Origin of the sequence: Massilia sp. S19_KUP03_FR1, from assembly GCF_036688685.1 — a bacterium.
Classification (GTDB): Bacteria; Pseudomonadota; Gammaproteobacteria; order Burkholderiales; family Burkholderiaceae_D; genus JALYUM01.
Genome location: NZ_JAQQPS010000014.1, coordinates 54,773 through 76,120, shown reverse-complemented (window position 1 = coordinate 76,120; position 21,348 = coordinate 54,773). Strand labels below are relative to the sequence as shown.

General features: G+C 58.9%; 34 protein-coding genes. 3 read left to right on the top strand and 31 right to left on the bottom strand.

Features of this window, described 5'->3' with window-relative positions; translation table 11 throughout:
* Nucleotides 1-152 precede the first annotated feature (152 nt).
* Nucleotides 153-800, top strand: a complete 648-nt coding sequence (locus V6M87_RS16605; protein ID WP_332877759.1) for a hypothetical protein — start codon at nt 153-155, stop codon at nt 798-800.
* Here V6M87_RS16605 and dsbD read toward each other — a convergent pair.
* Entirely contained in the window at nt 797-2,608 is a 1,812-nt protein-coding gene (gene dsbD, locus V6M87_RS16600) for a protein-disulfide reductase DsbD (RefSeq protein WP_332877758.1), read from the bottom strand. The two genes, V6M87_RS16605 and dsbD, sit on opposite strands and share 4 nt — an antisense overlap.
* A 66-nt stretch (nt 2,609-2,674) precedes the next feature.
* Nucleotides 2,675-3,433 carry an SDR family NAD(P)-dependent oxidoreductase gene (locus V6M87_RS16595; protein ID WP_332877757.1) on the bottom strand — a complete coding sequence of 253 codons (759 nt, stop codon included), beginning with the start codon at nt 3,431-3,433 and terminating at the stop codon, nt 2,675-2,677.
* A 111-nt stretch (nt 3,434-3,544) separates the two neighbouring features.
* Between V6M87_RS16595 and V6M87_RS16590 the strand changes: the two genes are divergently transcribed.
* Nucleotides 3,545-4,444 (top strand): LysR family transcriptional regulator, encoded by a 900-nt coding sequence (locus V6M87_RS16590; protein ID WP_332877756.1) that lies wholly within the window; start codon nt 3,545-3,547, stop codon nt 4,442-4,444.
* Here V6M87_RS16590 and V6M87_RS16585 read toward each other — a convergent pair.
* On the bottom strand, nt 4,401-5,879 hold the full coding sequence (locus V6M87_RS16585; RefSeq protein ID WP_332877755.1) for an MFS transporter: 1,479 nt from the start codon (nt 5,877-5,879) through the stop codon (nt 4,401-4,403). The genes V6M87_RS16590 and V6M87_RS16585 overlap by 44 nt on opposite strands.
* A 119-nt stretch (nt 5,880-5,998) precedes the next feature.
* On the opposite strand from V6M87_RS16585, the gene V6M87_RS16580 reads away from it, so the two are divergent.
* Nucleotides 5,999-6,919 (top strand): LysR family transcriptional regulator, encoded by a 921-nt coding sequence (locus tag V6M87_RS16580; protein WP_332877754.1) that lies wholly within the window; start codon nt 5,999-6,001, stop codon nt 6,917-6,919.
* A 45-nt stretch (nt 6,920-6,964) separates the two neighbouring features.
* Here the strand turns inward: V6M87_RS16580 and rplQ are convergent, their stop codons facing one another.
* From rplQ to rplC, 28 genes are all read right to left on the bottom strand, one after another.
* A complete protein-coding gene (gene rplQ / locus V6M87_RS16575; protein WP_332877753.1) occupies nt 6,965-7,360 on the bottom strand; it encodes a 50S ribosomal protein L17 in 396 nt (131 codons plus the stop codon).
* A gap of 114 nt (nt 7,361-7,474) precedes the next feature.
* Nucleotides 7,475-8,452, bottom strand: a complete 978-nt coding sequence (locus tag V6M87_RS16570; RefSeq protein ID WP_332877752.1) for a DNA-directed RNA polymerase subunit alpha — start codon at nt 8,450-8,452, stop codon at nt 7,475-7,477.
* Between the two features lie 117 nt (nt 8,453-8,569).
* Nucleotides 8,570-9,193 (bottom strand): 30S ribosomal protein S4, encoded by a 624-nt coding sequence (rpsD, locus tag V6M87_RS16565; RefSeq protein ID WP_332877751.1) that lies wholly within the window; start codon nt 9,191-9,193, stop codon nt 8,570-8,572.
* 287 nt (nt 9,194-9,480) lie between these two features.
* The gene (rpsK, locus tag V6M87_RS16560) at nt 9,481-9,885 is read right to left on the bottom strand and encodes a 30S ribosomal protein S11 (protein ID WP_070245981.1); all 405 of its coding nucleotides are present in this window, start codon (nt 9,883-9,885) and stop codon (nt 9,481-9,483) included.
* Between the two features lie 14 nt (nt 9,886-9,899).
* Nucleotides 9,900-10,265, bottom strand: coding sequence for a 30S ribosomal protein S13 (gene rpsM / locus V6M87_RS16555; RefSeq protein ID WP_332877750.1), 366 nt, complete (start codon nt 10,263-10,265; stop codon nt 9,900-9,902).
* A 16-nt stretch (nt 10,266-10,281) separates the two neighbouring features.
* Entirely contained in the window at nt 10,282-10,395 is a 114-nt protein-coding gene (rpmJ, locus tag V6M87_RS16550; protein ID WP_010394471.1) for a 50S ribosomal protein L36, read from the bottom strand.
* 38 nt (nt 10,396-10,433) lie between these two features.
* A complete protein-coding gene (gene infA, locus V6M87_RS16545; protein WP_005663428.1) occupies nt 10,434-10,652 on the bottom strand; it encodes a translation initiation factor IF-1 in 219 nt (72 codons plus the stop codon).
* Nucleotides 10,653-10,680: 28 nt separating this feature from the next.
* On the bottom strand, nt 10,681-12,015 hold the full coding sequence (secY, locus tag V6M87_RS16540) for a preprotein translocase subunit SecY (RefSeq protein ID WP_332877749.1): 1,335 nt from the start codon (nt 12,013-12,015) through the stop codon (nt 10,681-10,683).
* 28 nt (nt 12,016-12,043) lie between these two features.
* Complete coding sequence (gene rplO, locus V6M87_RS16535; protein WP_332877748.1) at nt 12,044-12,475, bottom strand: 50S ribosomal protein L15; 432 nt, start codon at nt 12,473-12,475, stop codon at nt 12,044-12,046.
* Between the two features lie 29 nt (nt 12,476-12,504).
* Nucleotides 12,505-12,684 carry a 50S ribosomal protein L30 gene (gene rpmD, locus V6M87_RS16530; RefSeq protein WP_332877747.1) on the bottom strand — a complete coding sequence of 60 codons (180 nt, stop codon included), beginning with the start codon at nt 12,682-12,684 and terminating at the stop codon, nt 12,505-12,507.
* A 10-nt stretch (nt 12,685-12,694) separates the two neighbouring features.
* Nucleotides 12,695-13,213 carry a 30S ribosomal protein S5 gene (gene rpsE, locus V6M87_RS16525; RefSeq protein ID WP_332877746.1) on the bottom strand — a complete coding sequence of 173 codons (519 nt, stop codon included), beginning with the start codon at nt 13,211-13,213 and terminating at the stop codon, nt 12,695-12,697.
* Between the two features lie 12 nt (nt 13,214-13,225).
* The gene (gene rplR, locus V6M87_RS16520; RefSeq protein ID WP_332877745.1) at nt 13,226-13,588 is read right to left on the bottom strand and encodes a 50S ribosomal protein L18; all 363 of its coding nucleotides are present in this window, start codon (nt 13,586-13,588) and stop codon (nt 13,226-13,228) included.
* 9 nt (nt 13,589-13,597) lie between these two features.
* Nucleotides 13,598-14,131, bottom strand: a complete 534-nt coding sequence (gene rplF, locus V6M87_RS16515; protein WP_332877744.1) for a 50S ribosomal protein L6 — start codon at nt 14,129-14,131, stop codon at nt 13,598-13,600.
* Nucleotides 14,132-14,141: 10 nt separating this feature from the next.
* Nucleotides 14,142-14,537: a 30S ribosomal protein S8 gene (rpsH, locus tag V6M87_RS16510; protein ID WP_332877743.1), complete on the bottom strand. Its 396-nt coding sequence runs from the start codon at nt 14,535-14,537 to the stop codon at nt 14,142-14,144.
* Nucleotides 14,538-14,551: 14 nt separating this feature from the next.
* On the bottom strand, nt 14,552-14,857 hold the full coding sequence (gene rpsN, locus V6M87_RS16505) for a 30S ribosomal protein S14 (protein ID WP_332877742.1): 306 nt from the start codon (nt 14,855-14,857) through the stop codon (nt 14,552-14,554).
* A 4-nt stretch (nt 14,858-14,861) separates the two neighbouring features.
* Nucleotides 14,862-15,401 (bottom strand): 50S ribosomal protein L5, encoded by a 540-nt coding sequence (gene rplE / locus V6M87_RS16500; RefSeq protein ID WP_332877741.1) that lies wholly within the window; start codon nt 15,399-15,401, stop codon nt 14,862-14,864.
* Between the two features lie 5 nt (nt 15,402-15,406).
* A complete protein-coding gene (rplX, locus tag V6M87_RS16495) occupies nt 15,407-15,721 on the bottom strand; it encodes a 50S ribosomal protein L24 (RefSeq protein WP_332877740.1) in 315 nt (104 codons plus the stop codon).
* A gap of 9 nt (nt 15,722-15,730) precedes the next feature.
* Nucleotides 15,731-16,099 (bottom strand): 50S ribosomal protein L14, encoded by a 369-nt coding sequence (gene rplN / locus V6M87_RS16490; RefSeq protein WP_099916730.1) that lies wholly within the window; start codon nt 16,097-16,099, stop codon nt 15,731-15,733.
* Between the two features lie 252 nt (nt 16,100-16,351).
* Nucleotides 16,352-16,630 (bottom strand): 30S ribosomal protein S17, encoded by a 279-nt coding sequence (gene rpsQ, locus V6M87_RS16485; RefSeq protein WP_332877739.1) that lies wholly within the window; start codon nt 16,628-16,630, stop codon nt 16,352-16,354.
* The gene (gene rpmC, locus V6M87_RS16480; RefSeq protein ID WP_332877738.1) at nt 16,627-16,818 is read right to left on the bottom strand and encodes a 50S ribosomal protein L29; all 192 of its coding nucleotides are present in this window, start codon (nt 16,816-16,818) and stop codon (nt 16,627-16,629) included. The genes rpsQ and rpmC overlap by 4 nt, the downstream gene beginning before the upstream one ends.
* Nucleotides 16,819-16,830: 12 nt before the next feature.
* On the bottom strand, nt 16,831-17,250 hold the full coding sequence (gene rplP / locus V6M87_RS16475; protein WP_332877737.1) for a 50S ribosomal protein L16: 420 nt from the start codon (nt 17,248-17,250) through the stop codon (nt 16,831-16,833).
* 2 nt (nt 17,251-17,252) lie between these two features.
* Nucleotides 17,253-18,113: a 30S ribosomal protein S3 gene (gene rpsC / locus V6M87_RS16470; RefSeq protein ID WP_332877736.1), complete on the bottom strand. Its 861-nt coding sequence runs from the start codon at nt 18,111-18,113 to the stop codon at nt 17,253-17,255.
* Between the two features lie 9 nt (nt 18,114-18,122).
* Complete coding sequence (gene rplV, locus V6M87_RS16465) at nt 18,123-18,455, bottom strand: 50S ribosomal protein L22 (protein WP_180279404.1); 333 nt, start codon at nt 18,453-18,455, stop codon at nt 18,123-18,125.
* Entirely contained in the window at nt 18,452-18,727 is a 276-nt protein-coding gene (gene rpsS / locus V6M87_RS16460) for a 30S ribosomal protein S19 (RefSeq protein WP_025603566.1), read from the bottom strand. The genes rplV and rpsS overlap by 4 nt, the downstream gene beginning before the upstream one ends.
* Before the next feature lie 10 nt (nt 18,728-18,737).
* A complete protein-coding gene (gene rplB, locus V6M87_RS16455) occupies nt 18,738-19,565 on the bottom strand; it encodes a 50S ribosomal protein L2 (RefSeq protein ID WP_332877735.1) in 828 nt (275 codons plus the stop codon).
* Entirely contained in the window at nt 19,565-19,882 is a 318-nt protein-coding gene (gene rplW / locus V6M87_RS16450) for a 50S ribosomal protein L23 (protein ID WP_332877734.1), read from the bottom strand. Before rplW ends, rplB begins: the two co-directional genes overlap by 1 nt.
* A complete protein-coding gene (gene rplD, locus V6M87_RS16445; RefSeq protein ID WP_332877733.1) occupies nt 19,879-20,499 on the bottom strand; it encodes a 50S ribosomal protein L4 in 621 nt (206 codons plus the stop codon). The genes rplW and rplD overlap by 4 nt, the downstream gene beginning before the upstream one ends.
* 3 nt (nt 20,500-20,502) lie before the next feature.
* Nucleotides 20,503-21,159 carry a 50S ribosomal protein L3 gene (rplC, locus tag V6M87_RS16440; RefSeq protein WP_332877732.1) on the bottom strand — a complete coding sequence of 219 codons (657 nt, stop codon included), beginning with the start codon at nt 21,157-21,159 and terminating at the stop codon, nt 20,503-20,505.
* Between the last annotated feature and the right edge of the window lie 189 nt (nt 21,160-21,348).

The following is a 21,348-nucleotide window of genomic DNA, read 5'->3' as shown; positions in this document are numbered from 1 at the left end:
TGCGCCGGGGCAGTTTTTTTACGTCATCTACTTTTAGGCTGGCAAAAGCGCAACACCTGCTCGTCGCTTTATGACAAAACGTTGACATTTAAAAGTGACGATGCAATGCTCAAGCGCAACCTATCCACATGGCAATATTCTATGAGGGCGACATGAGCAAACGCGTTTACGAAAAGACCGACAAAGGCCGTGAAGAAATTGCCACCCGCAAGCATCATTTGAGCGTGCGCTTGCGCAGCGTGCTGGTGATGATCGACGGTCGCCGGCCCGTGTCGGAATTGCTGCAGCACCTTGCCAAGCTGGGTCTGGACAAGACCAGTTTCGATGAGCTGGTGACCCAGGAATTCATCCACTCACTGCCCTGCGCCGAGGATGACGTGGTCGACGTGGCGCCGGTCGTTGCGCGGGTGCCGCCAGGTTTGCGGCGCATGCACAAATTGCATGGGGGTGCGGTGAAGCTGGGCGAACTGGATCTGGTCAGCGTGGATGGCGTCATCGACGTGGCGCCGCAGGCGGTGGCGCCACCTGCGGCGCCGCCTTCGGTGTTTGCCGAACTGCCGGCCGGCGACACCGAACGGTTCAAGTCGGTCCACAGGTTTTATAACGAAACCATCCGCGGCAATCTGGGTTTGCGCGGCTTTGCCTTGCAACTGAAGGTGGAACGCGCCGATACGCTGGACGATTTGCGCGCCTTGCGTGCGCCCTATCTGGAAGCGGTCAAAAAAACCAAGGGCAATGAAATGGCGCAGGCGCTCGATGCGCGCCTGCTGTCGCTGCTGGCCGAGCCGGCAGCGGCTTAATTCAGGCGCGCAAGGGATGCGTTGAACTTGCGCGCATCCTGGTAGCCGATTACGCGGCTGTCGGCAATCTCGCGGCCCGTGCGGTCGAACAGGATGATGCCGGGCGGCCCGAACAAACCGAACCGTTTCAGCATGGCCTTGTCATCGGCATCGTTCGCCGTGACGTCCACCTGCAGCAACACCGAATTGGCCAGCGAGGCCTGCACGGCGGGATCGACGAAGGTCAGCTTTTCCATTTCCTTGCACGACACACACCAGTCGGCATAAAAATCGAGCATGGCGGTCTTGCCGCCGGTTTGCGCCAGCGCCGCATCGAGCTGCGCCACGGTCTTGATGCGCGTAAACGCCAGCGACTTGTGCGCATTGCCACCACCCAGGTGCGCCAGCGGCGCCAGCGCATCGCGCCCGCCGGATGCCACGCCCACCACCTGCATCGCGCCCAAAATGGCAAACACGGCGCCCGCTGCCATTGCCGCCCAGTGTTTGGTATGGCGCATCAAAAACATGCCGTAGCCCAGCAGCAGCGAAGCCCACAGGATCATTTGCAGCGCGGGCGGCAGCACGGGAGCGGTCAGCCACAGCGCCATGCCCAGCATCAGCACGCCGAAGAACCGTTTCACGGCATCCATCCAGGCGCCCGCGCGTGGCAGCAAGGAACCGGCCGAGACACCAACCAGCAGCAGCGGGATACTCATGCCGACCGCCATCGAAAACAGCGCCGCGCCGCCGATGACGACGTTGCGCGTCTGGCTGATGTAGACCAGCGCGCCGGCCAGTGGCGCCGCGACGCAGGGCCCGACGATGAGGGCGGAAATGGCGCCCATGGCGAACACGCCGGCCAGCTTGCCGGACGACTGGCGGCCGGATGCGCCGGCCAGTTTTGTCTGCAGCGATGCCGGCAGTTGCAGGTCATACACGCCAAACATCGACAGGGCCATGCCCGCGATCAAGAGGCCAAACGCACCCAGCACCCACGGGTTTTGCAGCGCCGCAGCGAGGCCCTCCCCGGCCAGGCCGGCGGCGACGCCGAGCAGCGTGTAGACGATGGCCATCCCGAGCGAATAGGCAATCGACAGGATCAGGCCGCGCCAGCGTTGGCTGGCGCCCTCGCCCACGATGATCGACGACAGGATCGGCACCATCGGCAACACGCACGGGGTGAAGGCCAGGCCCAGGCCCAGCAGCACGAACGCGGGGACGATGGCCAGCAATTTACCCTCGCCGAGGACGACGGCGATGCCACTCAACTCGGAGCGGGGCGGGGCGGCGGCCACTGTGGCAGGGGCGACGGCGGCCGGCGGCGTATCGACGGCCGGCGGCGGGCCTTGCAGTCGCGCAATCAGGGATGTCGGCTGCGCCGCCGCGGCTGGCGTACTCATGCCGCCGGTGGCGACCAGCTCGGCGCGGTATTCCTGCGGCGAATAGCACAGCCCCTTGTCGGCACAGCCCTGCCCGCCCGCGTTGAGCGTGAAGGCGCCGCTGGCCTGGACGGGAATGCGGATCGTCACGCTGGCGTGATAGGTTTCGACATTCTTGTTGAAGGTTTCGTCGAACTTGACTTTGCCGGCCGGGATTTGCGGCGTGCCCAGCGTCGCATTGGTGGCGCTGAATTTGAAGCGCTCGCGGTACATGTAGTAGCCGTCGGCGATCTGAAAGGTGACGGCGATGGTGTGCTGGTCGGCCATCGTGGCCGAGAAGCGGAAAGCCTGGGACGGATCGAGGAAGTCGTCGTCGGCGGCGCGCGCCGCGCCCGTCAGGAACAGGCAGGCGGCGACCAACAGGGCGGAAAAAAAGCGAAAACGGGACATGAGTTCCTTGGCAAGACTGGCTGCGCCGGCGCGCAGCCAGAAGTCTACCTCATGTCACGCAACGCATCAGATGTACATGCCGCCGGATACTTCGATGCGCTGGGCGTTGATCCAGCCGCTGTTCTCGCTCAGCAGAGCAGCGATGGCGCCGCCGATATCGTCGGGCACGCCGACCCGGCCCAGTGCGGTCTGGGAGGCAATGTACGCGTTCATCTGGACGTTGTCGCGCACCACGCCGCCGCCAAAATCGGTCTCGATGGCGCCTGGTGCCACGGTGTTGACGGCAATGCCGCGTGCGCCCAGTTCCTTGGCCAGGTAGCGCGTCAGCGTTTCGATCGCGCCTTTCATGGCGGCGTAGGCCGAGAAACCCGGCGTGGCGAAACGGGCCAGGCCCGACGAAATGTTGACGATGCGGCCGCCGTCGGCGATCACCGGCAGCAGCGCTTGCGTCAGCAGGAACACGCCCTTCAGGTGGATGTTGTACATCTCGTCGAGCTGCTCTTCCGTCGTCGCGGCAAATGGCGCGTGCACACCGACGCCCGCGTTATTGACCAGGAAGTCGACCGTCGCGCGGCCCCAGCCGGCCTGCAGGGTTGCGCGCAGGCTGTCGGTGAAGGCGGCAAATGTGCCGGCCAGCGCAGTATCGAGTTGCAGCGTGGCCGCTTTGCCACCCGCATCGACGATCTGGGCGACGACTGCGTCGGCTTCTTCCTTCTTGCTGCGGTAGGTCAGCACGATGCCCGCGCCCTGAGCGGCCAGGTGCAGCGCCGTGTTTTTGCCGAGGCCGCGGCTGCCGCCGGTGATGAGTGCGATTTTCTGGGTCATGTCCATTCCTGGTGGGTGAGTGATGCAGCCAGTGTATTGCGACATCGATGCCACACAAAGATAGCAGGTATAGTTTGACTGTTCGCTCATGCCATACAATCGAGGAAAACCATGGACCGCATCGATGTCATGAAAATTTTTGTCCGGGTTGCCGAGCTGGGCAGTTTTACCCAGGCGGCCGACAGCCTGGGGCTGGCGAAGGCGAGCACGTCGGCAGCGGTGCGGGAACTGGAAGCGGAGCTGGGCACCCGCCTCCTGCAGCGCACCACGCGCAAGGTGACGATGACCCAGGATGGCCTGGCGTTCTACGAGAGAAGCCGCGACATGCTGGCCGAGCTGGATGAATTGCAGAGCATGTTCCAGCAGGGCGATGCGGGCTTGTCCGGGCGCCTGCGGGTCGACTTGCCGGTGGCGATCGCCCGCAATATCGTCATCCCCGCCCTGCCCGCGTTTCTCGAACTGCACCCGCGCCTGCAGCTCGACCTGTCCAGCACCGACCGGCTGGTCGATGTGGTGCAGGAAGGGTTCGATTGCATCCTGCGCGTCGGCTGGCTGGCCGATTCGTCACTGGTGGCGCGGCCGCTGGGTGCATTCCCGATGGTCAATTGCGCCAGTCCGGCGTACGTGGCCCGCTTCGGCACGCCGGCATCCCCGGCCGATCTGGCGCGCCACCGACTGGTCGACTATGCGCCGGCGCTGGGCGGACGCGCTGCGCTGTTTGAATACATGGAAGGCGGCGCGCGGCGCAGTATCGAGGTGCCGGCCGCGCTGGCCGTGAACAACAGCGACGCCTATCAGTCGGCTTGCGTGGCCGGGCTGGGGCTCATCCAGGCGCCGCTGTCCGGGATCGCCGCCATGCTGGCCGACGGTCGCCTGGTCAGCGTGCTGCCCGATTACTGCGCGGCGCCGATGCCGGTGACGCTACTCTACCCGAGCCGGCGCCACCTGAGCCGGCGCGCGCGCGGTTTCATGGACTGGCTGGCGGAGGTGATGGCGCCGCATCTGGCCTGAGGCCACGCAGGCGGCTCAGGCTGATGACGGTTGCCATCGCGGTGGCGGCGGCGGCGACCCACAGCGACAGGCGGATTGCATGCGCATCCTGCGCCGCACTGGCGAGCGTGCCGGCGCCATGCGCCAGGTGCGAGCCGAACACCGACAGGATAATGCCCATCAGCGCCGCGCCGAAGCACTGGCCGAAGGTACGCATGATGGCCAGCACGCCCGACGCGTTGGCATTGTGTTCACGCGCCGTGTTCGACAGCATTTCGCGGTTGTTCGGACTCTGAAAAAAACCGAAGCCGATACCGCAAATAAAGCCGCGCCAGCAGATATCCCAGGTCTGCGCATGCGCCGGCAACATCGCCAGCAGCGCCAGGCCAAGCGTGAAGATGGCCAGCCCGGCGCTCGATAGCGCAATCGGCGGATAGCGGTCGGATAATTTCCCCGCTTGCGGCGCGGCCAGGATGATGCCGAGCGGCCAGGGCGTGAACAGCAGCGCCGCGTGCAGTGCGCTGTAGCCGTAGTTCGACTGGAACAGGAACGGTAATGCAATGAAGGCCATGCCCTGGCCAACGAAGGAGATCAGCGAGGTTAGCGCCGCCATCGAAAAGCGCGCTGTGGCAAAGATTGCCAGGGGCAGCAAGGGATCGCTGGCGCGGCGTTGGCGCCAGACGAATCCGATGCCGGCCAGGACGGCGGCGGCACCGTAGGCAACGGCATCCTCTGCGGCCTGGACCGCCTGGCCGGGCGCACCCAGCCGCTGGCAAGCTTCTGCGGCCATGATCAGGGCCCCCATCGCAGCGGCGGACAACAGCGCACCGGCGCCGTCGAAGCGTCCCCGTGCCACACTGCGGGTGAATGGAATGGCGCGCAGGGCCAGCACAACGCCGATCACGCCCAGCGGCACATTGATGGCGAACAGCCACTCCCAGGTAGACACCGACAACAGCAGCCCGCCCAGCGTCGGGCCAACGGCCGTAAACGACGCCACGATCAGGGCATTCACACCGAGGATCCTGCCCAGCAGGCGATTCGGGAAAATTGTGCGGACAATGGCGGGGCCGATACTCAGAATCGCCGACGCACCGATCCCTTGCAACAAGCGCATGCCGATCAGCACATCGATGGACGGCGCCAGCGCGCATCCGAGCGAGGCCAGCGTAAAAATTGCCATGCCCGCCGCCAACTGGTTGCGGTAGCCAACACGCGACGCCAGCGAGGCAAAGGTCGCCAGTGTCATGGCGACCGCCAGCAGGTAACCATTTGCCACCCAAATGGCCGCACCGGCAGTCACTTCGAGTGCGGTGGCGATTTGCGGCAGCGCGATGTTGACGATCGTGCCATCGAGGACGGTCAGTGCGAGTGCGGTGGTCAAGGCGATCATGGCCAGGCGCCGTTGCGCGCCGGGCAAGCCATCGTCGCCGGGCAAGTCAATAAATAAGCTCATCGCGTCATCCAAAGGTTCATTGGCGCCATTATGGACATGCGAGCAACAAGGCGGAAGACGCACGTGCTGCAATGAATCCATGCACGCGACGCCATGTTATCGAATGGTACGATGGCGCCATGCCAGACCCTGACCTGAACCTCCTGATTGCGCTGGACGCGCTGCTGAACGACGCCAGCGTCGCCGGCGCCGCCCGCCGGCTTGGCCTGAGTGCGTCGGCCATGAGCCGCACGCTGGCCCGCCTGCGCGAAGCGACCGGCGATCTGCTGCTGGTGCGCGCCGGCCGGCGCATGGTGTTGACGCCCTGCGCCGAAGCATTGCGCGAGCGTACCCACCAAACCGTGCACGACGCGCGCGCCCTGCTGCGTCCAAGCGGCCTGGAACCGGACTTGGCCAGGCTGCAGCGCACCTTCACCATTCGCGCCAATGGCGGATTCGTCGAGTCTTTCGGCGCGGCGCTGATCGCTGCCACCAGCAGCGCGGCGCCGCTGGTGCGCCTGCGCTTCGCGCCCAAAATCGAAAAAACCTCGGCTTACCTGCGCGATGGCTCGGCCGACCTCGAAATTGGGGTGGTCGGAAATATGGGCCCGGAAGTACGCGTGCAGGCGCTGTTTCGCGACCATTATGTCGGCGTGGTCCGCGCAGGACATCCACTGGCCAGTGGCCCGATGACGGCCGAGCGGTACGCGGCAGCCCTGCACGTGGTCGCGTCCCGGCGCGGGCGCGCGAGCGGGCCGGTCGACATGGCTTTGGCCTTGCTTGGACTGGAACGCCAGGTGGTCGCCGTGGTGCCCGGCTTTCCTGCGGCGCTGGCGATTGCGCGCGCATCCGACCTGGTGGCCTTGCTGCCGGGCTCCTATCTGCCGGCCGCACAACCGGACGGCTGCTGGGTCTTTGCGCTGCCAGTGACGGTTGAATCGCTGACCATCTCCCAGATGTGGCATCCACGCGCCGAGGCCGACCCGTCCCACCGTTGGCTGCGCCAACTGGTGCTCGGCGTGTGCCGGGCGCGCATTCCGCGCCAGCACGTACCTGCGTAAAAAAACCAGGCACGCGGCCTGGTTTTTTATGGAAGCAGCCGTCGATTACTCGGCGGTTGGCGCTTCTTCAGCATCGGTGACTTCTGGACGGTCCATCAGTTCAACGTAAGCCATTGGTGCATTGTCGCCTACGCGGAAACCCATTTTCAGGATACGCAGGTAGCCGCCGTTACGGTTGGCGTAACGTGGGCCCAGTTCAGCGAACAGTTTCAGAACCATCTCGCGGTCGCGCAGGCGAGCGAATGCCAGGCGTTTGTTTGCCAGGGTATCGGTCTTGCCCAGGGTCAGGATTGGCTCGACAACGCGGCGCAGTTCCTTGGCTTTTGGCACGGTGGTTTTGATGGCTTCATGACGCAGCAGGGAAACGGTCATGTTGCGCAGCATGGCGAGGCGGTGGGACGAAGTACGATTCAGCTTGCGAAGGCCGTGACGGTGACGCATGGTAATTCCTTTCGAGTGTGTTTATCCCAGCTCTTCGATCGTCGATTGGACGCGGGCCGGTTATAAGGGGTGGTTAATTGCCCGGGCAAAAGCGCCCGGACAGGTGCTACAAAATTACTTTTCCAGGCCGGCAGGCGGCCAGTTTTCCAGCTTCATACCGAGGGTCAAGCCACGCGAAGCCAAGACTTCCTTGATTTCGTTGAGCGACTTGCGGCCCAGGTTTGGCGTCTTGAGCAGTTCGTTTTCCGAACGCTGGATCAGGTCGCCAATGTAGTAGATGTTTTCGGCTTTCAGGCAGTTGGCCGAACGAACGGTCAACTCGAGATCGTCGACTGGACGCAGCAGGATCGGATCGACCAGCGGTGCACGCGATGGTGCTTCGGCGGCGGCTTCCGTGCCTTCCAGGGCAGCAAACACGTTCAATTGGTCCACGAGTACGCGGGCCGACTGGCGAATTGCTTCTTCCGGGGTGATCACGCCATTGGTTTCAATGTTGATGATCAGCTTGTCCAGGTCGGTACGCTGTTCAACGCGGGCCGATTCAACGAAGTACGACACGCGGCGCACTGGCGAGAACGACGCGTCCAGGATGATGCGGCCGATCGTCTTGTTGGTGTCTTCCGACAGGCGACGGACGTTACCTGGTACATAACCACGGCCTTTTTCGACCTTGATCTGCATGTCCAGCTTGCCGCCAGCGGTCAGGTGGGCAATCACGTGGTCCGGGTTGATCAGCTCGACGTCGTGCGGCAGGTCGATGTCCGATGCCAGGACGGCGCCTTCGCCTTCCTTCTTCAGGGTCAGCGTCACCGAATCACGGTTGTGGACTTTGAAGACCACGCCCTTCAGGTTCAGCAGCAGGTCGACGACGTCTTCCTGAACGCCGTCGAGCGACGAGTACTCGTGCACGACGCCGGCGATCGTCACTTCGGTTGGCGCGTAGCCGACCATCGACGACAGCAGAACGCGACGCAGCGCGTTACCAAGGGTATGGCCGTAACCACGTTCGAATGGCTCCATCACGACTCTGGCGTGACCGGCGCCAAGCGCCTCGACATCGATGATACGTGGCTTCAACAAACTGTTTTGCATGAGTGTCCTCTTCAATACCCTCGGCTCGTTACACCGATAAGGCTGATGGAATGTGAAAACGCCCGCTCGAAGAGCAGGCGGTATAGCATCGTCACCCACAAAGGAGTGACGGGTTTTTTAACGCGAGTACAGTTCGACGATCAGTGCTTCGTTGACGTCGTTGGCGATCTCGTTACGCTCTGGGAACGAACGGAAGGTGCCTTCCATTTTCTTCGAGTCAACGGATACCCAGCTCGGCATGCCGATCTGTTCAGCCAGCGACAGGGCTTCCATGATACGTACTTGCTTTTTGGCTTTTTCGCGCACGGCGATGACGTCACCCGACTTGACAGCGTACGAAGCGATGTTCACGACGTTACCGTTGACGGTGAAAGCTTTGTGGCTGACCAATTGACGCGCTTCAGCGCGGGTCGAACCAAAGCCCATGCGGTAGCAGACGTTGTCGAGACGCGCTTCCAGCAGGCGCAGCAGGGTTTCGCCGGTGTTGCCTTTGCGACGGTTTGCTTCAGCGAAGTAGCGGCGGAACTGGCGTTCCAGGATGCCGTACATGCGTTTGACTTTTTGCTTTTCGCGCAGCTGATTGCCGTAGTCCGAGGTGCGGGCACCCGACTTGACACCGTGCTGGCCTGGCTTGACGTCCAGTTTGCACTTCGAGTCCAGCGAGCGACGTGCGCTCTTGAGGAACAGGTCCGTACCTTCACGGCGGGACAGTTTTGCTTTAGGTCCGATATAACGTGCCACGGTATTTCCTTTAAAAATGACGCCCCAAGTCCATCCTGGGATGTGACGGGCGCTAGTCCAGTTCAGCTTGAGAACGGACGGTGGCTAACAATAAACCTGCTGATGCCCCACACAAATGCGTGACGGCAGGCGATAACAGCCGGGCAGTATAGCCCATTTCGGGGCACTGCATCGGCGCTTCTTTGACGGAGACAAAAGTAACCGCACAAAGATGTATCCCTCTAACGACAAATCGGCGAGCCAAGGCTCGCCAAGTTCAACTTAAGCGGTGACGCTTAAGCTGAGTCTTAGATACGACGGCGCTTCGGAGGACGGCAACCGTTGTGTGGAACTGGCGTAACGTCCTGGATCTCGGTGATCTTGATGCCCAGGTTGTTCAGCGCGCGCACAGCGGATTCACGACCAGGACCAGGGCCCTTGATACGCACTTCCAGGTTTTTCACGCCGCACTCAACTGCGACTTTGCCTGCTGCTTCGGCTGCAACCTGCGCTGCAAACGGGGTCGATTTACGCGAACCCTTGAAGCCGGCGCCGCCGGACGTCGCCCACGACAGAGCATTGCCCTGACGATCGGTGATCGTGATGATGGTGTTGTTGAAGGACGCGTGCACGTGGGCGATGCCCTCGGCAACGTTCTTCTTGACCTTTTTACGGACGCGCGCTGCTGCTGCGCTGTTTTGTTGCTTAGCCATGTTTGCTTCCTAGATTATTTCTTAAGCGATTGAGCTGCCTTGCGCGGACCTTTGCGGGTACGAGCATTGGTGCGGGTACGCTGACCACGCACTGGCAGGCCCTTGCGGTGACGCATGCCGCGGTAGCAACCCAAGTCCATCAAACGCTTGATGTTCATGGACAGCTCGCGACGCAGGTCGCCTTCTACGACAAACTTGCCGACTTCGTCACGCAGTTTCTCGAGTTCGTTATCGTCCAGGTCTTTGACCTTTTTATTGGTCGGAACACCCGTAGCATCGCAAATTTTCTGCGAGCGTGGACGGCCCACACCGTAGATCGCCGTCAGGCCGATAACAGTGTGCTGATGATTTGGGATGTTGACCCCTGCAATACGTGCCATTCGTTATTCCTCGAAATTAACCTTGACGCTGCTTATGACGTGGTTCCACGCAGATTACGCGGACTACGCCTTTGCGCTTGATGATCTTGCAGTTGCGGCAGATCCGCTTGACTGATGCGAGAACTTTCATTTTTGCACTCTCTTCTTGGTTCGATTACTTAAATATTTTTACTTGGTCCGGAACACAATACGAGCCCGGGACAGGTCATACGGCGTCAATTCCACCGTGACCTTGTCGCCAGGGAGAATGCGAATGTAATTCATGCGCATTTTACCCGAGATATGTCCAAGCACCACGTGCCCGTTTTCCAGCTTTACGCGAAATGTCGCATTTGGGAGATTCTCAAGAATCTCGCCCTGCATTTGAATGACGTCGTCTTTTGCCATGCGTTCTATTTGCTCCGGTTGGCGCCGCTTAACGCGACGGGATGCCGCCCTTGAAATTTGCCTTGCGCAGCAACGATTCGTACTGCTGCGACATGACGTAGTTTTGTACTTGTGCCATGAAGTCCATGGTGACAACCACAATAATCAACAGCGAAGTACCACCGAAGTAGAACGGCACCTTCCATTGGGCTTGCATGAACTCTGGCAGCAGGCACACCAAAGTGATGTACACCGCGCCGGCCAAAGTCAGGCGCATCAGAATCTTGTCAATGTAGCGTGCGGTCTGGTCGCCTGGACGAATCCCGGGAACAAATGCACCACTCTTCTTCAAGTTGTCTGCTGTTTCTTTGCTGTTAAACACCAGCGCCGTATAGAAGAAGCAGAAAAACACGATCGCCACTGCATACAGCAGAGCGTGGATCGGCTCGCCAGGTCCCATCGATGCCGCCAGGTCCTTCAGGAAACGAATCACCGGGCTGCTGGTGTCCTTACCCTTCGTGAACCAGTCGACAATGGTCGCCGGGAACAGGATGATCGACGACGCGAAGATCGGCGGGATCACGCCGGCCATGTTCAGCTTCAAAGGCAGGTGGCTGGTTTGGCCGCCGTACACTTTATTGCCGACTTGACGCTTGGCGTAATTGACCAGGATTTTACGCTGGCCACGCTCGACAAACACCACGAAATACGTCACCGCTGCGACCAGGATCACAATGAAAATCGCCGAAAAGCTGCTGATCGAACCGTTCGACACCAAAGTGAACAAGCCACTCAGTGCTGACGGCAAACCGGCCGCAATGCCCGCAAAAATAATGATCGAAATGCCGTTACCCAGGCCACGCTCGGTGATCTGCTCGCCCAGCCACATCAGGAACATGGTCCCGGTCAGCAGCGTCACGACAGTGACGAAGCGGAAGGCCATGCCTGGATCTAACACCAGACCCTGTTGCGACTCGAGTGCCACGGCAATGCCGAACGCCTGAAAGGTTGCCAAGGCCACCGTGAAATACCGGGTGTACTGGGTAATCTTGCGGCGGCCTGCTTCGCCTTCTTTTTTCAACGCTTCCATCTGCGGAGAAACGATCGACACCAACTGCATGATGATCGAGGCCGAGATGTACGGCATGATGCCAAGTGCGAACACTGTAAAGCGGGACAAGGCGCCGCCCGAGAACATGTTGAACATGCCCAGGATGCCGCCTTCGTTCTGCTTGAACAGGTTGGCCAGTTGTACCGGGTCAATTCCGGGGACCGGAATGTGCGCACCGATACGGTACACGACCAACGCGCCGAGCAAAAACCACAACCGGCCCCAAGGGAATCCGGAAGCGGCACTTTTACCAAGTTGTGAATTAGTCGCCAATTTCTGCTCCGATCAGGTTCAGTCGCAATTAAGCGACCGAGCCGCCAGCTGCTTCGATGGCTGCTTTCGCGCCAACGGTTGCTTTAATGCCCTTCAAGTTCACCGCAACGGTGATCTCGCCGGACAGGATAACGCGCACATCGCGCGCCAGCACTGGCAGAATGCCGGCCTGCTTGAGCACCAGGATGTCGACATCGCCGACCGCCAGGTTGTTCAAGTCGGACAGACGCACTTCAGCCTTGAACGTAGCGTTCAGGGACTTGAAGCCGCGCTTAGGCAGACGGCGTTGCAGAGGCATCTGACCGCCTTCGAAACCGACTTTATGAAAGCCGCCCGAACGCGATTTCTGACCTTTGTGACCACGACCAGCGGTTTTACCGATGCCCGAGCCGATACCACGACCAACGCGACGCTTGTAGTGCTTCGCGCCTTCTGCTGGTTGGATAGTGTTCAATTCCATATGTTTCTCCGTGTCGTAAGCCCGAAGGCTTACGCGACAACTTTAACGAGGTACGAGACTTTGTTGATCATGCCACGAACGGATGGGGTGTCCTGCAACTCGCAAACCGAGTTAACACGACGCAGACCCAGGCCGCGCACGGTGGCACGGTGATCCTGGCGGGTGCCGATAAGGCCCTTGACCAGTTGCACTTTGATGGTGTTTGCCATGATGTATTCCTTAACCCAGGATCTCTTCGACCGACTTGCCACGTTTGGCGGCGATGTCGGAAGCGGTGCTCATCTTCGACAGGCCATCCAGCGTTGCGCGGACGAGGTTATATGGGTTCGACGAACCGGTGGATTTCGCCACCACATCAGTCACGCCCATCACTTCAAAGATAGCGCGCATTGCGCCGCCGGCGATCACGCCTGTACCTGGCTTGGCCGGGGACATCATGACTTTCGACGCGCCGTGCTGGCCGGTCACGCTGTGGTGCAGGGTGCCATTCTTGAGAGGTACCTTGATCAGGTTGCGACGGGCTTCTTCCATTGCCTTTTGCACACCGACTGGTACTTCTTTCGACTTGCCCTTGCCCATGCCGATACGGCCATCGCCGTCGCCGACCACGGTCAATGCTGCGAAGCCCATGATACGACCACCCTTGACCACTTTGGTCACGCGGTTGATCGCGATCATTTTTTCGCGCATGCCATCATCCGGCTTGTCGCTTTGCATTTTTGCTTGCATTTTTGCCATGACGATTCTTCCTTAGAACTTCAGACCGGCTTCACGCGCGGCTTCAGCCAGCGCCTTGACACGGCCGTGGTAACGGAAACCGGAGCGGTCGAACGCAACTTCGGTGATTCCGGCTTGGATTGCTTTTTCGGCGACGCGTTTGCCGACCAGTGCTGCAGCAGCAGCGTTGCCGCCTTTGCCGCTCTGGGTAGCCAACTCGGCGCGTACATCCGCTTCCAAGGTCGAAGCCGACACCAGAACTTTGGCGTCCGGGCTGATCAGGCTGGCGTAAATGTGCAGGTTGGTGCGGTGCACCGACAGGCGATTTACTTTCAGTTCCGCGATCTTGATGCGGGTCTGGCGTCCACGACGCAGACGTGATTCTTTCTTGTCCATGGTCAGCCCTTATTTCTTCTTGGTTTCTTTAAGCTTAACCACTTCGTCCACATAGCGGACGCCCTTGCCTTTGTAAGGCTCAGGGGAGCGGTAAGCACGCACTTCGGCGGCAACTTGGCCTACCTGCTGACGATCGATACCTTTGATAACGATTTCAGTAGGGGTTGGCGTGGTTGCGGTGACGCCTGCAGGCATTTGGTGCGCTACAGGGTGCGAGAAACCCAGCGAAAGATTCAGCTTGTCGCCAGCAGCTTGGGCTTTGTAGCCCACGCCGACCAGTGACAGCTTCTTCTCGAAGCCCTTGGTTACACCGGTCACCATATTGTTGACCAGGGCGCGCAAGGTACCCGACATCGCATTCGACTCGCGGCTGTCGTCGACAATGTCGAACGACAGGCTGCCGTTGTTGTTTTCTACTTTGACCAGGCCGTTCAGGGCTTGGGTCAAGGTGCCCAGCGGGCCCTTGACGGTAATCGCAGTTGCAGTGATCGCCACATCGGCGCCAGCTGGAATTGCGATTGGCATCTTAGCTACTCGAGACATCGTCTACTCCTTAAGCCACGTAGCAGATGACTTCGCCGCCCACGCCAGTGGCGCGAGCTTTGCGGTCGGTCATCACGCCTTGCGGGGTCGACACAATTGCCACACCCAGGCCGTTCATCACGGTTGGGATTTCATCTTTGCCTTTGTAGACGCGCAGGCCCGGACGGGACACGCGCTCGAGGCGCTCGATGACTGGACGGCCAACGTAATACTTCAAACCGATTTTGAGTTCCGCTTTGCCATCTTCGGCAGTTACTGCGAAATCTTCAATGTAACCCTCGTCCTTGAGGACGTTGGCAATCGCTACTTTGACTTTCGACGAAGGCATCGCCACGGTCGTCTTTTGTACGCCCTGGGCGTTGCGAATGCGGGTCAGCATATCGGCGATAGGATCGCTCATACTCATTGCATATTCTCCTATTACCAGCTTGCTTTGGTCATGCCCGGAATTTCACCACGCATGGCGAATTCACGGAGCTTAATACGGCCCAGGCCGAACTTGCGGAACGTACCACGTGGACGACCCGTGATCGCGCAGCGGTTACGCTGGCGAGTCGGAGCCGAATTGCGTGGCAGCGCTTGCAGTTTCAGGCGAGCTTCGTAACGTTCTTCGTCCGTTTTGGACTGGTCGTCGATGATGGCTTTCAGAGCGGCACGCTTCGGGGCGAATTTCTCCACCAGGTCTGCACGCTTCTGTTCGCGGTTAATCAGTGCTAGTTTTGCCATGATCTCAGTTCCTGAACGGGAATTTAAAGGCGGCGAGCAGAGCTTTCGCTTCGTCGTCGGTCTTTGCGGTGGTCGTGATGCTGATGTTCATGCCGCGCAGCGCGTCAATCTTGTCATATTCGATCTCAGGGAAAATGATCTGTTCCTTGACACCGATATTGTAGTTGCCGCGACCGTCGAACGAACGGCCATTCACACCACGGAAGTCACGCACGCGTGGCAGAGCCACGGTGATGAAGCGATCCAGGAATTCGTACATACGGGCACCGCGCAGGGTGACCATGGTACCAATTGGATAGCCTTCGCGGATTTTGAAACCAGCGATAGCTTTGCGCGACTTCGTCGTCACTGGCTTCTGGCCAGCAATTTTCGTCAGGTCGGACACAGCGTGCTCGAGCACTTTCTTGTCAGCGATCGCTTCACCAACACCCATGTTCAGGGTGATCTTGGTCAGGCGTGGCACTTGCATCGACGACGTGTAACCGAATTTTTCGGTCAGAGCGGCGACGACGTTTGCTTGGTAGAACTCTTGTAAACGGGCCATGATTTTTACGCTTTCACTACTTCGCCACTGGACTTGAAGATGCGGACTTTTTTGCCGTCAACATCTTTAAAGCCCACGCGGTCTGCCTTGCCAGTCGCTGCATTGAACAATGCAACGTTGGACACGTGAATCGGCATAGTCTTGTCGACGATACCACCAGTTACGCCGGTCATTGGGTTAGGCTTGGTCGCTTTTTTAGCGACGTTGACGCCTTCAACCACAACGTGTTCTGCGTCTACACGCACTTGAACCACGCCACGTTTGCCCTTGTCTTTACCGGTCAGCACGATGACTTCGTCGTTTTTACGAATCTTATCCATTACGACTCCTTACAGAACTTCAGGTGCCAGGGACACGATTTTCATGAACTTCTCAGTCCGCAGTTCGCGGGTGACTGGTCCGAAAATACGCGTTCCGATCGGTTCCAGCTTGGCGTTGAGCAGTACAGCAGCGTTGCTGTCGAACTTCACCAGGGAGCCGTCTTGGCGGCGCACACCTTTGGCGGTGCGCACAACCACAGCGTTATAAATTTCACCTTTTTTGACACGGCCACGTGGCGCAGCAACCTTGATGGTTACCTTGATGACGTCACCAATGCCTGCATAGCGGCGCTTGGAACCACCCAATACCTTGATGCACATAACTTCCTTGGCACCGGTATTGTCGGCTACTTCGAGCCGGCTTTCAGTTTGAATCATAGTATTCTCTTTCCCAACTTAAGCCTCAGAAATCCCACGGAGGTGGGCCTGCGGTCAGTCTTGGTCCCGCCAATACGCTCCTGCTGGAGTGCATTGATTGGGTGATGGACTTTCCAAAAACTTTCGTTACAGGCCGCAGCCACCGGGGTGACAAATTTCGGCGACACATGAACGAAGCCCGCTAGTATCGCAGAATACTGGCGGGCCCGCAAGAACTAATTTTGCAGCCGTGTTACCACAGCTGTTTCGAACTTAAACGATCGGAGCTACTTGCACGATACGGGTAACCGTCCATGCTTTCGTCTTCGAGATCGGACGACCTTCCGAAATCTCGACGGTATCACCCGTTTTGACTTCGTTGGCTTCGTCATGCGCGTGATACTTGTTCGAGCGCATGATGATTTTGCCGTACAGCGGGTGCTTGACGTGACGCTCGATCAGGACGGTAACCGTCTTGTCCATTTTGTCGGACACGACCTTGCCGACCAGCGTACGCTTCAGCGCCGTTTTGACAGTAGTGGTGTCGTTCATTTGGCATCCTTCGAGTTCATGACCGTTTTCACACGCGCGATGTCGCGGCGTACTTTTTTCAACTGGGACGTGTTGCCCAGCTGCTGGGTTGCGATCTGCATGCGCAGACCGAACTGAGCTTTCAACAACTCATTCAGCTCTTTTTGCAGAGCGTCCTGGTCCTTGCCGCGGAGTTCTGTTGCATTCATATCCGACTCCTCTTATTGACCAACTTGACGTACGACGAAGGTCGTAGCCAGTGGCAGTTTGGCGGCAGCCAGGCGGAATGCTTCGCGCGCCAGTGTTTCATCAACGCCGTCCATCTCATACAGGACTTTGCCTGGCTGGATTTCAGCGACGTAGTACTCTGGATTACCTTTACCGTTACCCATACGAACTTCAGCTGGCTTGTTCGAAATTGGCTTGTCCGGGAAAATACGGATCCAGATACGACCGCCACGTTTGATGTGACGGGTCATGGCGCGACGAGCAGCTTCGATCTGACGGGCAGTGATACGACCGCGGACCGTTGCTTTCAAGCCGAACTCACCGAACGAGACCGCGGTGCCGCGGCTGTGCGAAATGCCGGTGTTACGGCCTTTCTGCTCTTTACGATACTTCCTGCGTGCTGGTTGCAGCATGGTTATTCTCCTGCTTTCTCAGCTGGTTCAGCGGCAGCGACTGGCGCTGCTGGTGCTGAAACAGGCAGCTTGACGGCTGGGCGAGCTTTGACGAGCGGTGCTGCTGGAGCACGGCCGCCTGGGGCGCCGCCTGGGCCGGCTGGACGCGGACGTCCACCTGGTTTGCCGTCGTCGCGGCGTGGGCCACGGCTCTTCTTGTCTTCAGCCGGGGTATCGATGACTGGTGCTTCGCCGGTAGGCGAGCGGTCACCTTTGTATACCCAGACCTTGACGCCGATGATGCCGTACGTGGTCGATGCTTCGCTGGTGCCGTAGTCGATGTCAGCGCGCAGGGTGTGAAGTGGCACACGGCCTTCGCGATACCATTCGGTACGAGCAATCTCGATGCCGTTCAGACGACCCGACGACATGATCTTGATGCCGAGGGCGCCCAGGCGCATGGCGTTCTGCATCGCGCGCTTCATTGCGCGGCGGAACATAATGCGCTTTTCCAGCTGCTGCGAGATCGAATCGGCGATCAGCTGCGAATCGATTTCCGGCTTGCGGATTTCCTCGATATTGACGTGCACTGGCACGCCCATGATCTTGGTCAGCGCGGACTTCAGTACTTCGATGTCCTCGCCTTTTTTACCGATAACCACGCCCGGACGCGAGCTGTAGATCGTGAAGCGCGCGTTCTTGGCAGGACGCTCGATGACGATGCGGCCAACCGAAGCGTTCTTCAGTTTCTTTTTCAGGTAAGCACGTGCTTTCAGGTCTTCGTTGAGCATGGCGGCAAAGTTGCCATTGCCAGCGTACCAACGCGAGGCCCAATTACGGGTTACTGACAGGCGAAAGCCTGTTGGATGAATCTTCTGTCCCATCGTGACCCCTTAGTTACCAACGGTCACGTAGATGTGACAGGATTGTTTCGAGATACGATCACCCCGGCCTTTAGCGCGTGCAGTAAAGCGCTTCAGGATAGGACCCTTTTCAACGTAGATCTGGACAATTTTCAACTCGTCGATATCGGCGCCGTCATTGTGTTCTGCGTTCGCAATTGCGGACTCCAGAACCTTCTTGATGATGGTCGCACCCTTCTTCGGGCTAAATTGCAGAATGTCGAGTGCAGCGCCGACTTTCTTGCCACGGATCAGGTCAGCAACCAGGCGGCCTTTTTGGTCCGACAGGCGCACACCTTTGAGGATAGCTTTAGTTTCCATTATTTCTTCGCCTTCTTGTCAGCGGCATGGCCCTTGAACGTGCGGGTCAGTGCGAATTCGCCGAGCTTGTGACCAACCATATTCTCGGAAACATACACTGGCACGTGGAGCTTGCCGTTGTGAACCGCGATGGTCAGGCCGATGAAGTCAGGCGTGATCGTCGAGCGGCGCGACCAGGTTTTTACTGGCTTTTTGTCTTTGTTCGCTTGCGCGGTTTCGACTTTTTTAACCAGGTGGGCGTCCGTGAACGGCCCTTTTTTCAATGAACGTGTCATGTCTTATCCCTTATTTCTTGCCGCGGCGCGAGACGATCATCGAAGTAGTACGCTTGTTACGGCGTGTCTTCTTACCCTTCGTCTGTTGACCCCATGGCGATACCGGGTGACGACCAGCTGCGGTCTTACCTTCACCACCACCGTGCGGGTGATCGACCGGGTTCATGACCACACCGCGAACGGTAGGACGAACACCACGCCAACGCATCGCACCTGCTTTACCGATCTTGCGCAGGCTGTGTTCGGCATTGCCGACTTCGCCTACGGTGGCGCGGCACTCAATGTGCACGCGACGCACTTCACCCGAACGCAGGCGAACCTGAGCGTAGGTGCCTTCACGGGCCATCAGCACAACGCCGGCGCCGGCGGTACGGGCCATCTGGGCACCCTTACCTGGCAGCATTTCGACGCAATGCATCACGGTACCGACCGGGATGTTACGGATTGGCAGGCAGTTACCCGACTTGATCGGCGCTTCCGAACCGTTCATGACGCTATCGCCGACAGCCATGTTTTTGGTGGCGATGATGTACTGACGCTCACCGTCCGCGTAGCACAGCAGTGCAATGTTCGCGGTGCGGTTCGGATCGTATTCAATACGCTCGACCTTGGCAGGGATGCCATCCTTCTGACGTTTAAAATCGATCAGACGGTAGTGCTGCTTGTGACCACCACCGATGTGACGGGTAGTGATGTGGCCGTTGTTGTTACGGCCGGCAGTTTTCGATTTCTTTTCAACCAGGGCTGCGAACGGACGACCTTTGTACAGGTCTGGGTTCACAACTTTCACCATGCCACGACGGCCTGGTGAGGTTGGTTTCATCTTAACGAGTGCCATTATTTAGCCTCCTCGACAAAATTGATTTCCTGGCCAGGCTTCAGGCACACGAAAGCACGCTTGGTATGGTTGCGACGACCGTTGAAACGGCCCGAACGCTTTGCCTTACCTTCGCGATTGGCTGTCTGAACCGACAGGACTTCAACCTTGAACAGGAGTTCAACGGCTGCCTTGATTTCAGGCTTGGTCGCGTCCGGCAATACACGGAACACGATCTGTTCGTTCTTTTCCGCGACCATGGTCGCTTTTTCGGAAATGACCGGAGCCTGGAGCACCTTCATCAGGCGCTCTTCGCTGAATTTCATGACGGCGCTCATGCGAACATCTCCTCGATCATGGCCAGTGCTGCTTTGGTGACCACGATTTTTTTGTAGAACACCAGCGACATTGGATCGGCGTGCTTCGGCTCAACAACCAGCACGTTAGGCAGGTTGCGCGATGCCAGCAGCAGGTTTTCTTCCAGCGTATCGGTGATGATCATGACCGACTCGAGGCCCATGCCAACCAGTTTCTGCGACAGCAGCTTGGTTTTTGGGGCTTCCAGCGTGATCGACTCAACCACAACCAGGCGCTCTTCGCGGGCCAGTTGCGACAGGATCGAGCAGATACCGGCGCGATACATCTTCTTGTTCACTTTGTGGGTGAAGTTCTCGTCAGGCGAGTTCGGGAAGATGCGTCCACCGCCACGCCACAGAGGCGACGACGACATACCAGCACGAGCGCGGCCGGTACCTTTTTGGCGCCATGGCTTTTTCGTCGTGTGGTGGACTTCTTCGCGGTCCTTCTGCTTGCGATTGCCGCTACGGGCGTTCGCTGCATAGGCAACCACGATCTGGTGAATCAGGGCTTCGTTGTAATCACGACCGAAAACTTCATCGGCGGCGGCAACGTTCGAGCCTGCTTGTCCTTGCTCATTCAGAAGCTTGAGTTCCATCGTTTAAGCTCCCTTCTGTGCTTTAACTTTGACCGCTGGCGATACCACCACCTGGCCATTTTTCGCGCCGGGTACGGCGCCTTTAACCATCAGCAACTGACGGTCGGCATCGATACGGGCGATCTCGAGGTTTTGGGTGGTAACAGTGACATCACCCATGTGACCGGTCATGCGCTTACCAGGGAACACGCGACCTGGATCCTGCGCCATACCGATCGAACCTGGTACGTTGTGCGAACGCGAGTTACCGTGCGATGCACGACCCGAGGCGAAGTTGTGACGCTTGATGGTACCAGCGTAACCCTTACCGATCGAGGTACCTTGCACGTCGATTTTTTGACCGACTTCGAACAGCGACGCGGCGACGATGTCACCGGTTTTCAGTTCTGCGGCTTTGGCGGCGTCGACGCGGAATTCTTTCAGCATCGTACCGGCTTCCACGCCTGCTTTAGCGTGGTGACCCGCAACTGCCTTGGTCACGCGGGAAGCGCGACGTTGACCGAATGCGACCTGAACAGCGGAGTAACCGTCTGTTTCAGGAGTTTTGACTTGCGCAACACGATTGTTCGATACGTCGAGCACGGTAACTGGGATCGAGTCCCCTTCATCCGTGAAGATGCGCATCATACCAACCTTGCGACCGAGAAGGCCTAGGCTCATTTTTTCTCCATTCCCACCTGCGATTGGGCGGGGCTTTGTTTAACTACCAAGTAAAGGACGGATTCAAAACGGACGAATCCATACCGAAGCCGGCTAGTATATCCCGCTAAAGGGGTTGACGCAACACATAAGTTGGGGGTATGTCGTTGTTTGTACGGCGCAATTGACGACAAACCACAAGCCAACCAT

Bases quoted from the DNA above. Each gene is read 5' to 3' on its own strand.
- V6M87_RS16605 (WP_332877759.1), top strand. From the start codon at position 153: ATGAGCAAACGCGTTTACGAAAAGACCGACAAAGGCCGTGAAGAAATT.
- dsbD (WP_332877758.1), bottom strand. From the start codon at position 2,608: ATGTCCCGTTTTCGCTTTTTTTCCGCCCTGTTGGTCGCCGCCTGCCTG.
- V6M87_RS16595 (WP_332877757.1), bottom strand. From the start codon at position 3,433: ATGACCCAGAAAATCGCACTCATCACCGGCGGCAGCCGCGGCCTCGGC.
- V6M87_RS16590 (WP_332877756.1), top strand. From the start codon at position 3,545: ATGGACCGCATCGATGTCATGAAAATTTTTGTCCGGGTTGCCGAGCTG.
- V6M87_RS16585 (WP_332877755.1), bottom strand. From the start codon at position 5,879: ATGAGCTTATTTATTGACTTGCCCGGCGACGATGGCTTGCCCGGCGCG.
- V6M87_RS16580 (WP_332877754.1), top strand. From the start codon at position 5,999: ATGCCAGACCCTGACCTGAACCTCCTGATTGCGCTGGACGCGCTGCTG.
- rplQ (WP_332877753.1), bottom strand. From the start codon at position 7,360: ATGCGTCACCGTCACGGCCTTCGCAAGCTGAATCGTACTTCGTCCCAC.
- V6M87_RS16570 (WP_332877752.1), bottom strand. From the start codon at position 8,452: ATGCAAAACAGTTTGTTGAAGCCACGTATCATCGATGTCGAGGCGCTT.
- rpsK (WP_070245981.1), bottom strand. From the start codon at position 9,885: ATGGCTAAGCAACAAAACAGCGCAGCAGCAGCGCGCGTCCGTAAAAAG.
- rpsM (WP_332877750.1), bottom strand. From the start codon at position 10,265: ATGGCACGTATTGCAGGGGTCAACATCCCAAATCATCAGCACACTGTT.
- rpmJ (WP_010394471.1), bottom strand. From the start codon at position 10,395: ATGAAAGTTCTCGCATCAGTCAAGCGGATCTGCCGCAACTGCAAGATC.
- infA (WP_005663428.1), bottom strand. From the start codon at position 10,652: ATGGCAAAAGACGACGTCATTCAAATGCAGGGCGAGATTCTTGAGAAT.
- rplO (WP_332877748.1), bottom strand. From the start codon at position 12,475: ATGGAATTGAACACTATCCAACCAGCAGAAGGCGCGAAGCACTACAAG.
- rpmD (WP_332877747.1), bottom strand. From the start codon at position 12,684: ATGGCAAACACCATCAAAGTGCAACTGGTCAAGGGCCTTATCGGCACC.
- rpsE (WP_332877746.1), bottom strand. From the start codon at position 13,213: ATGGCAAAAATGCAAGCAAAAATGCAAAGCGACAAGCCGGATGATGGC.
- rplR (WP_332877745.1), bottom strand. From the start codon at position 13,588: ATGGACAAGAAAGAATCACGTCTGCGTCGTGGACGCCAGACCCGCATC.
- rplF (WP_332877744.1), bottom strand. From the start codon at position 14,131: ATGTCTCGAGTAGCTAAGATGCCAATCGCAATTCCAGCTGGCGCCGAT.
- rpsH (WP_332877743.1), bottom strand. From the start codon at position 14,537: ATGAGTATGAGCGATCCTATCGCCGATATGCTGACCCGCATTCGCAAC.
- rpsN (WP_332877742.1), bottom strand. From the start codon at position 14,857: ATGGCAAAACTAGCACTGATTAACCGCGAACAGAAGCGTGCAGACCTG.
- rplE (WP_332877741.1), bottom strand. From the start codon at position 15,401: ATGGCCCGTTTACAAGAGTTCTACCAAGCAAACGTCGTCGCCGCTCTG.
- rplX (WP_332877740.1), bottom strand. From the start codon at position 15,721: ATGGATAAGATTCGTAAAAACGACGAAGTCATCGTGCTGACCGGTAAA.
- rplN (WP_099916730.1), bottom strand. From the start codon at position 16,099: ATGATTCAAACTGAAAGCCGGCTCGAAGTAGCCGACAATACCGGTGCC.
- rpsQ (WP_332877739.1), bottom strand. From the start codon at position 16,630: ATGAACGACACCACTACTGTCAAAACGGCGCTGAAGCGTACGCTGGTC.
- rpmC (WP_332877738.1), bottom strand. From the start codon at position 16,818: ATGAATGCAACAGAACTCCGCGGCAAGGACCAGGACGCTCTGCAAAAA.
- rplP (WP_332877737.1), bottom strand. From the start codon at position 17,250: ATGCTGCAACCAGCACGCAGGAAGTATCGTAAAGAGCAGAAAGGCCGT.
- rpsC (WP_332877736.1), bottom strand. From the start codon at position 18,113: ATGGGACAGAAGATTCATCCAACAGGCTTTCGCCTGTCAGTAACCCGT.
- rpsS (WP_025603566.1), bottom strand. From the start codon at position 18,727: ATGACACGTTCATTGAAAAAAGGGCCGTTCACGGACGCCCACCTGGTT.
- rplB (WP_332877735.1), bottom strand. From the start codon at position 19,565: ATGGCACTCGTTAAGATGAAACCAACCTCACCAGGCCGTCGTGGCATG.
- rplW (WP_332877734.1), bottom strand. From the start codon at position 19,882: ATGAGCGCCGTCATGAAATTCAGCGAAGAGCGCCTGATGAAGGTGCTC.
- rplD (WP_332877733.1), bottom strand. From the start codon at position 20,499: ATGGAACTCAAGCTTCTGAATGAGCAAGGACAAGCAGGCTCGAACGTT.
- rplC (WP_332877732.1), bottom strand. From the start codon at position 21,159: ATGAGCCTAGGCCTTCTCGGTCGCAAGGTTGGTATGATGCGCATCTTC.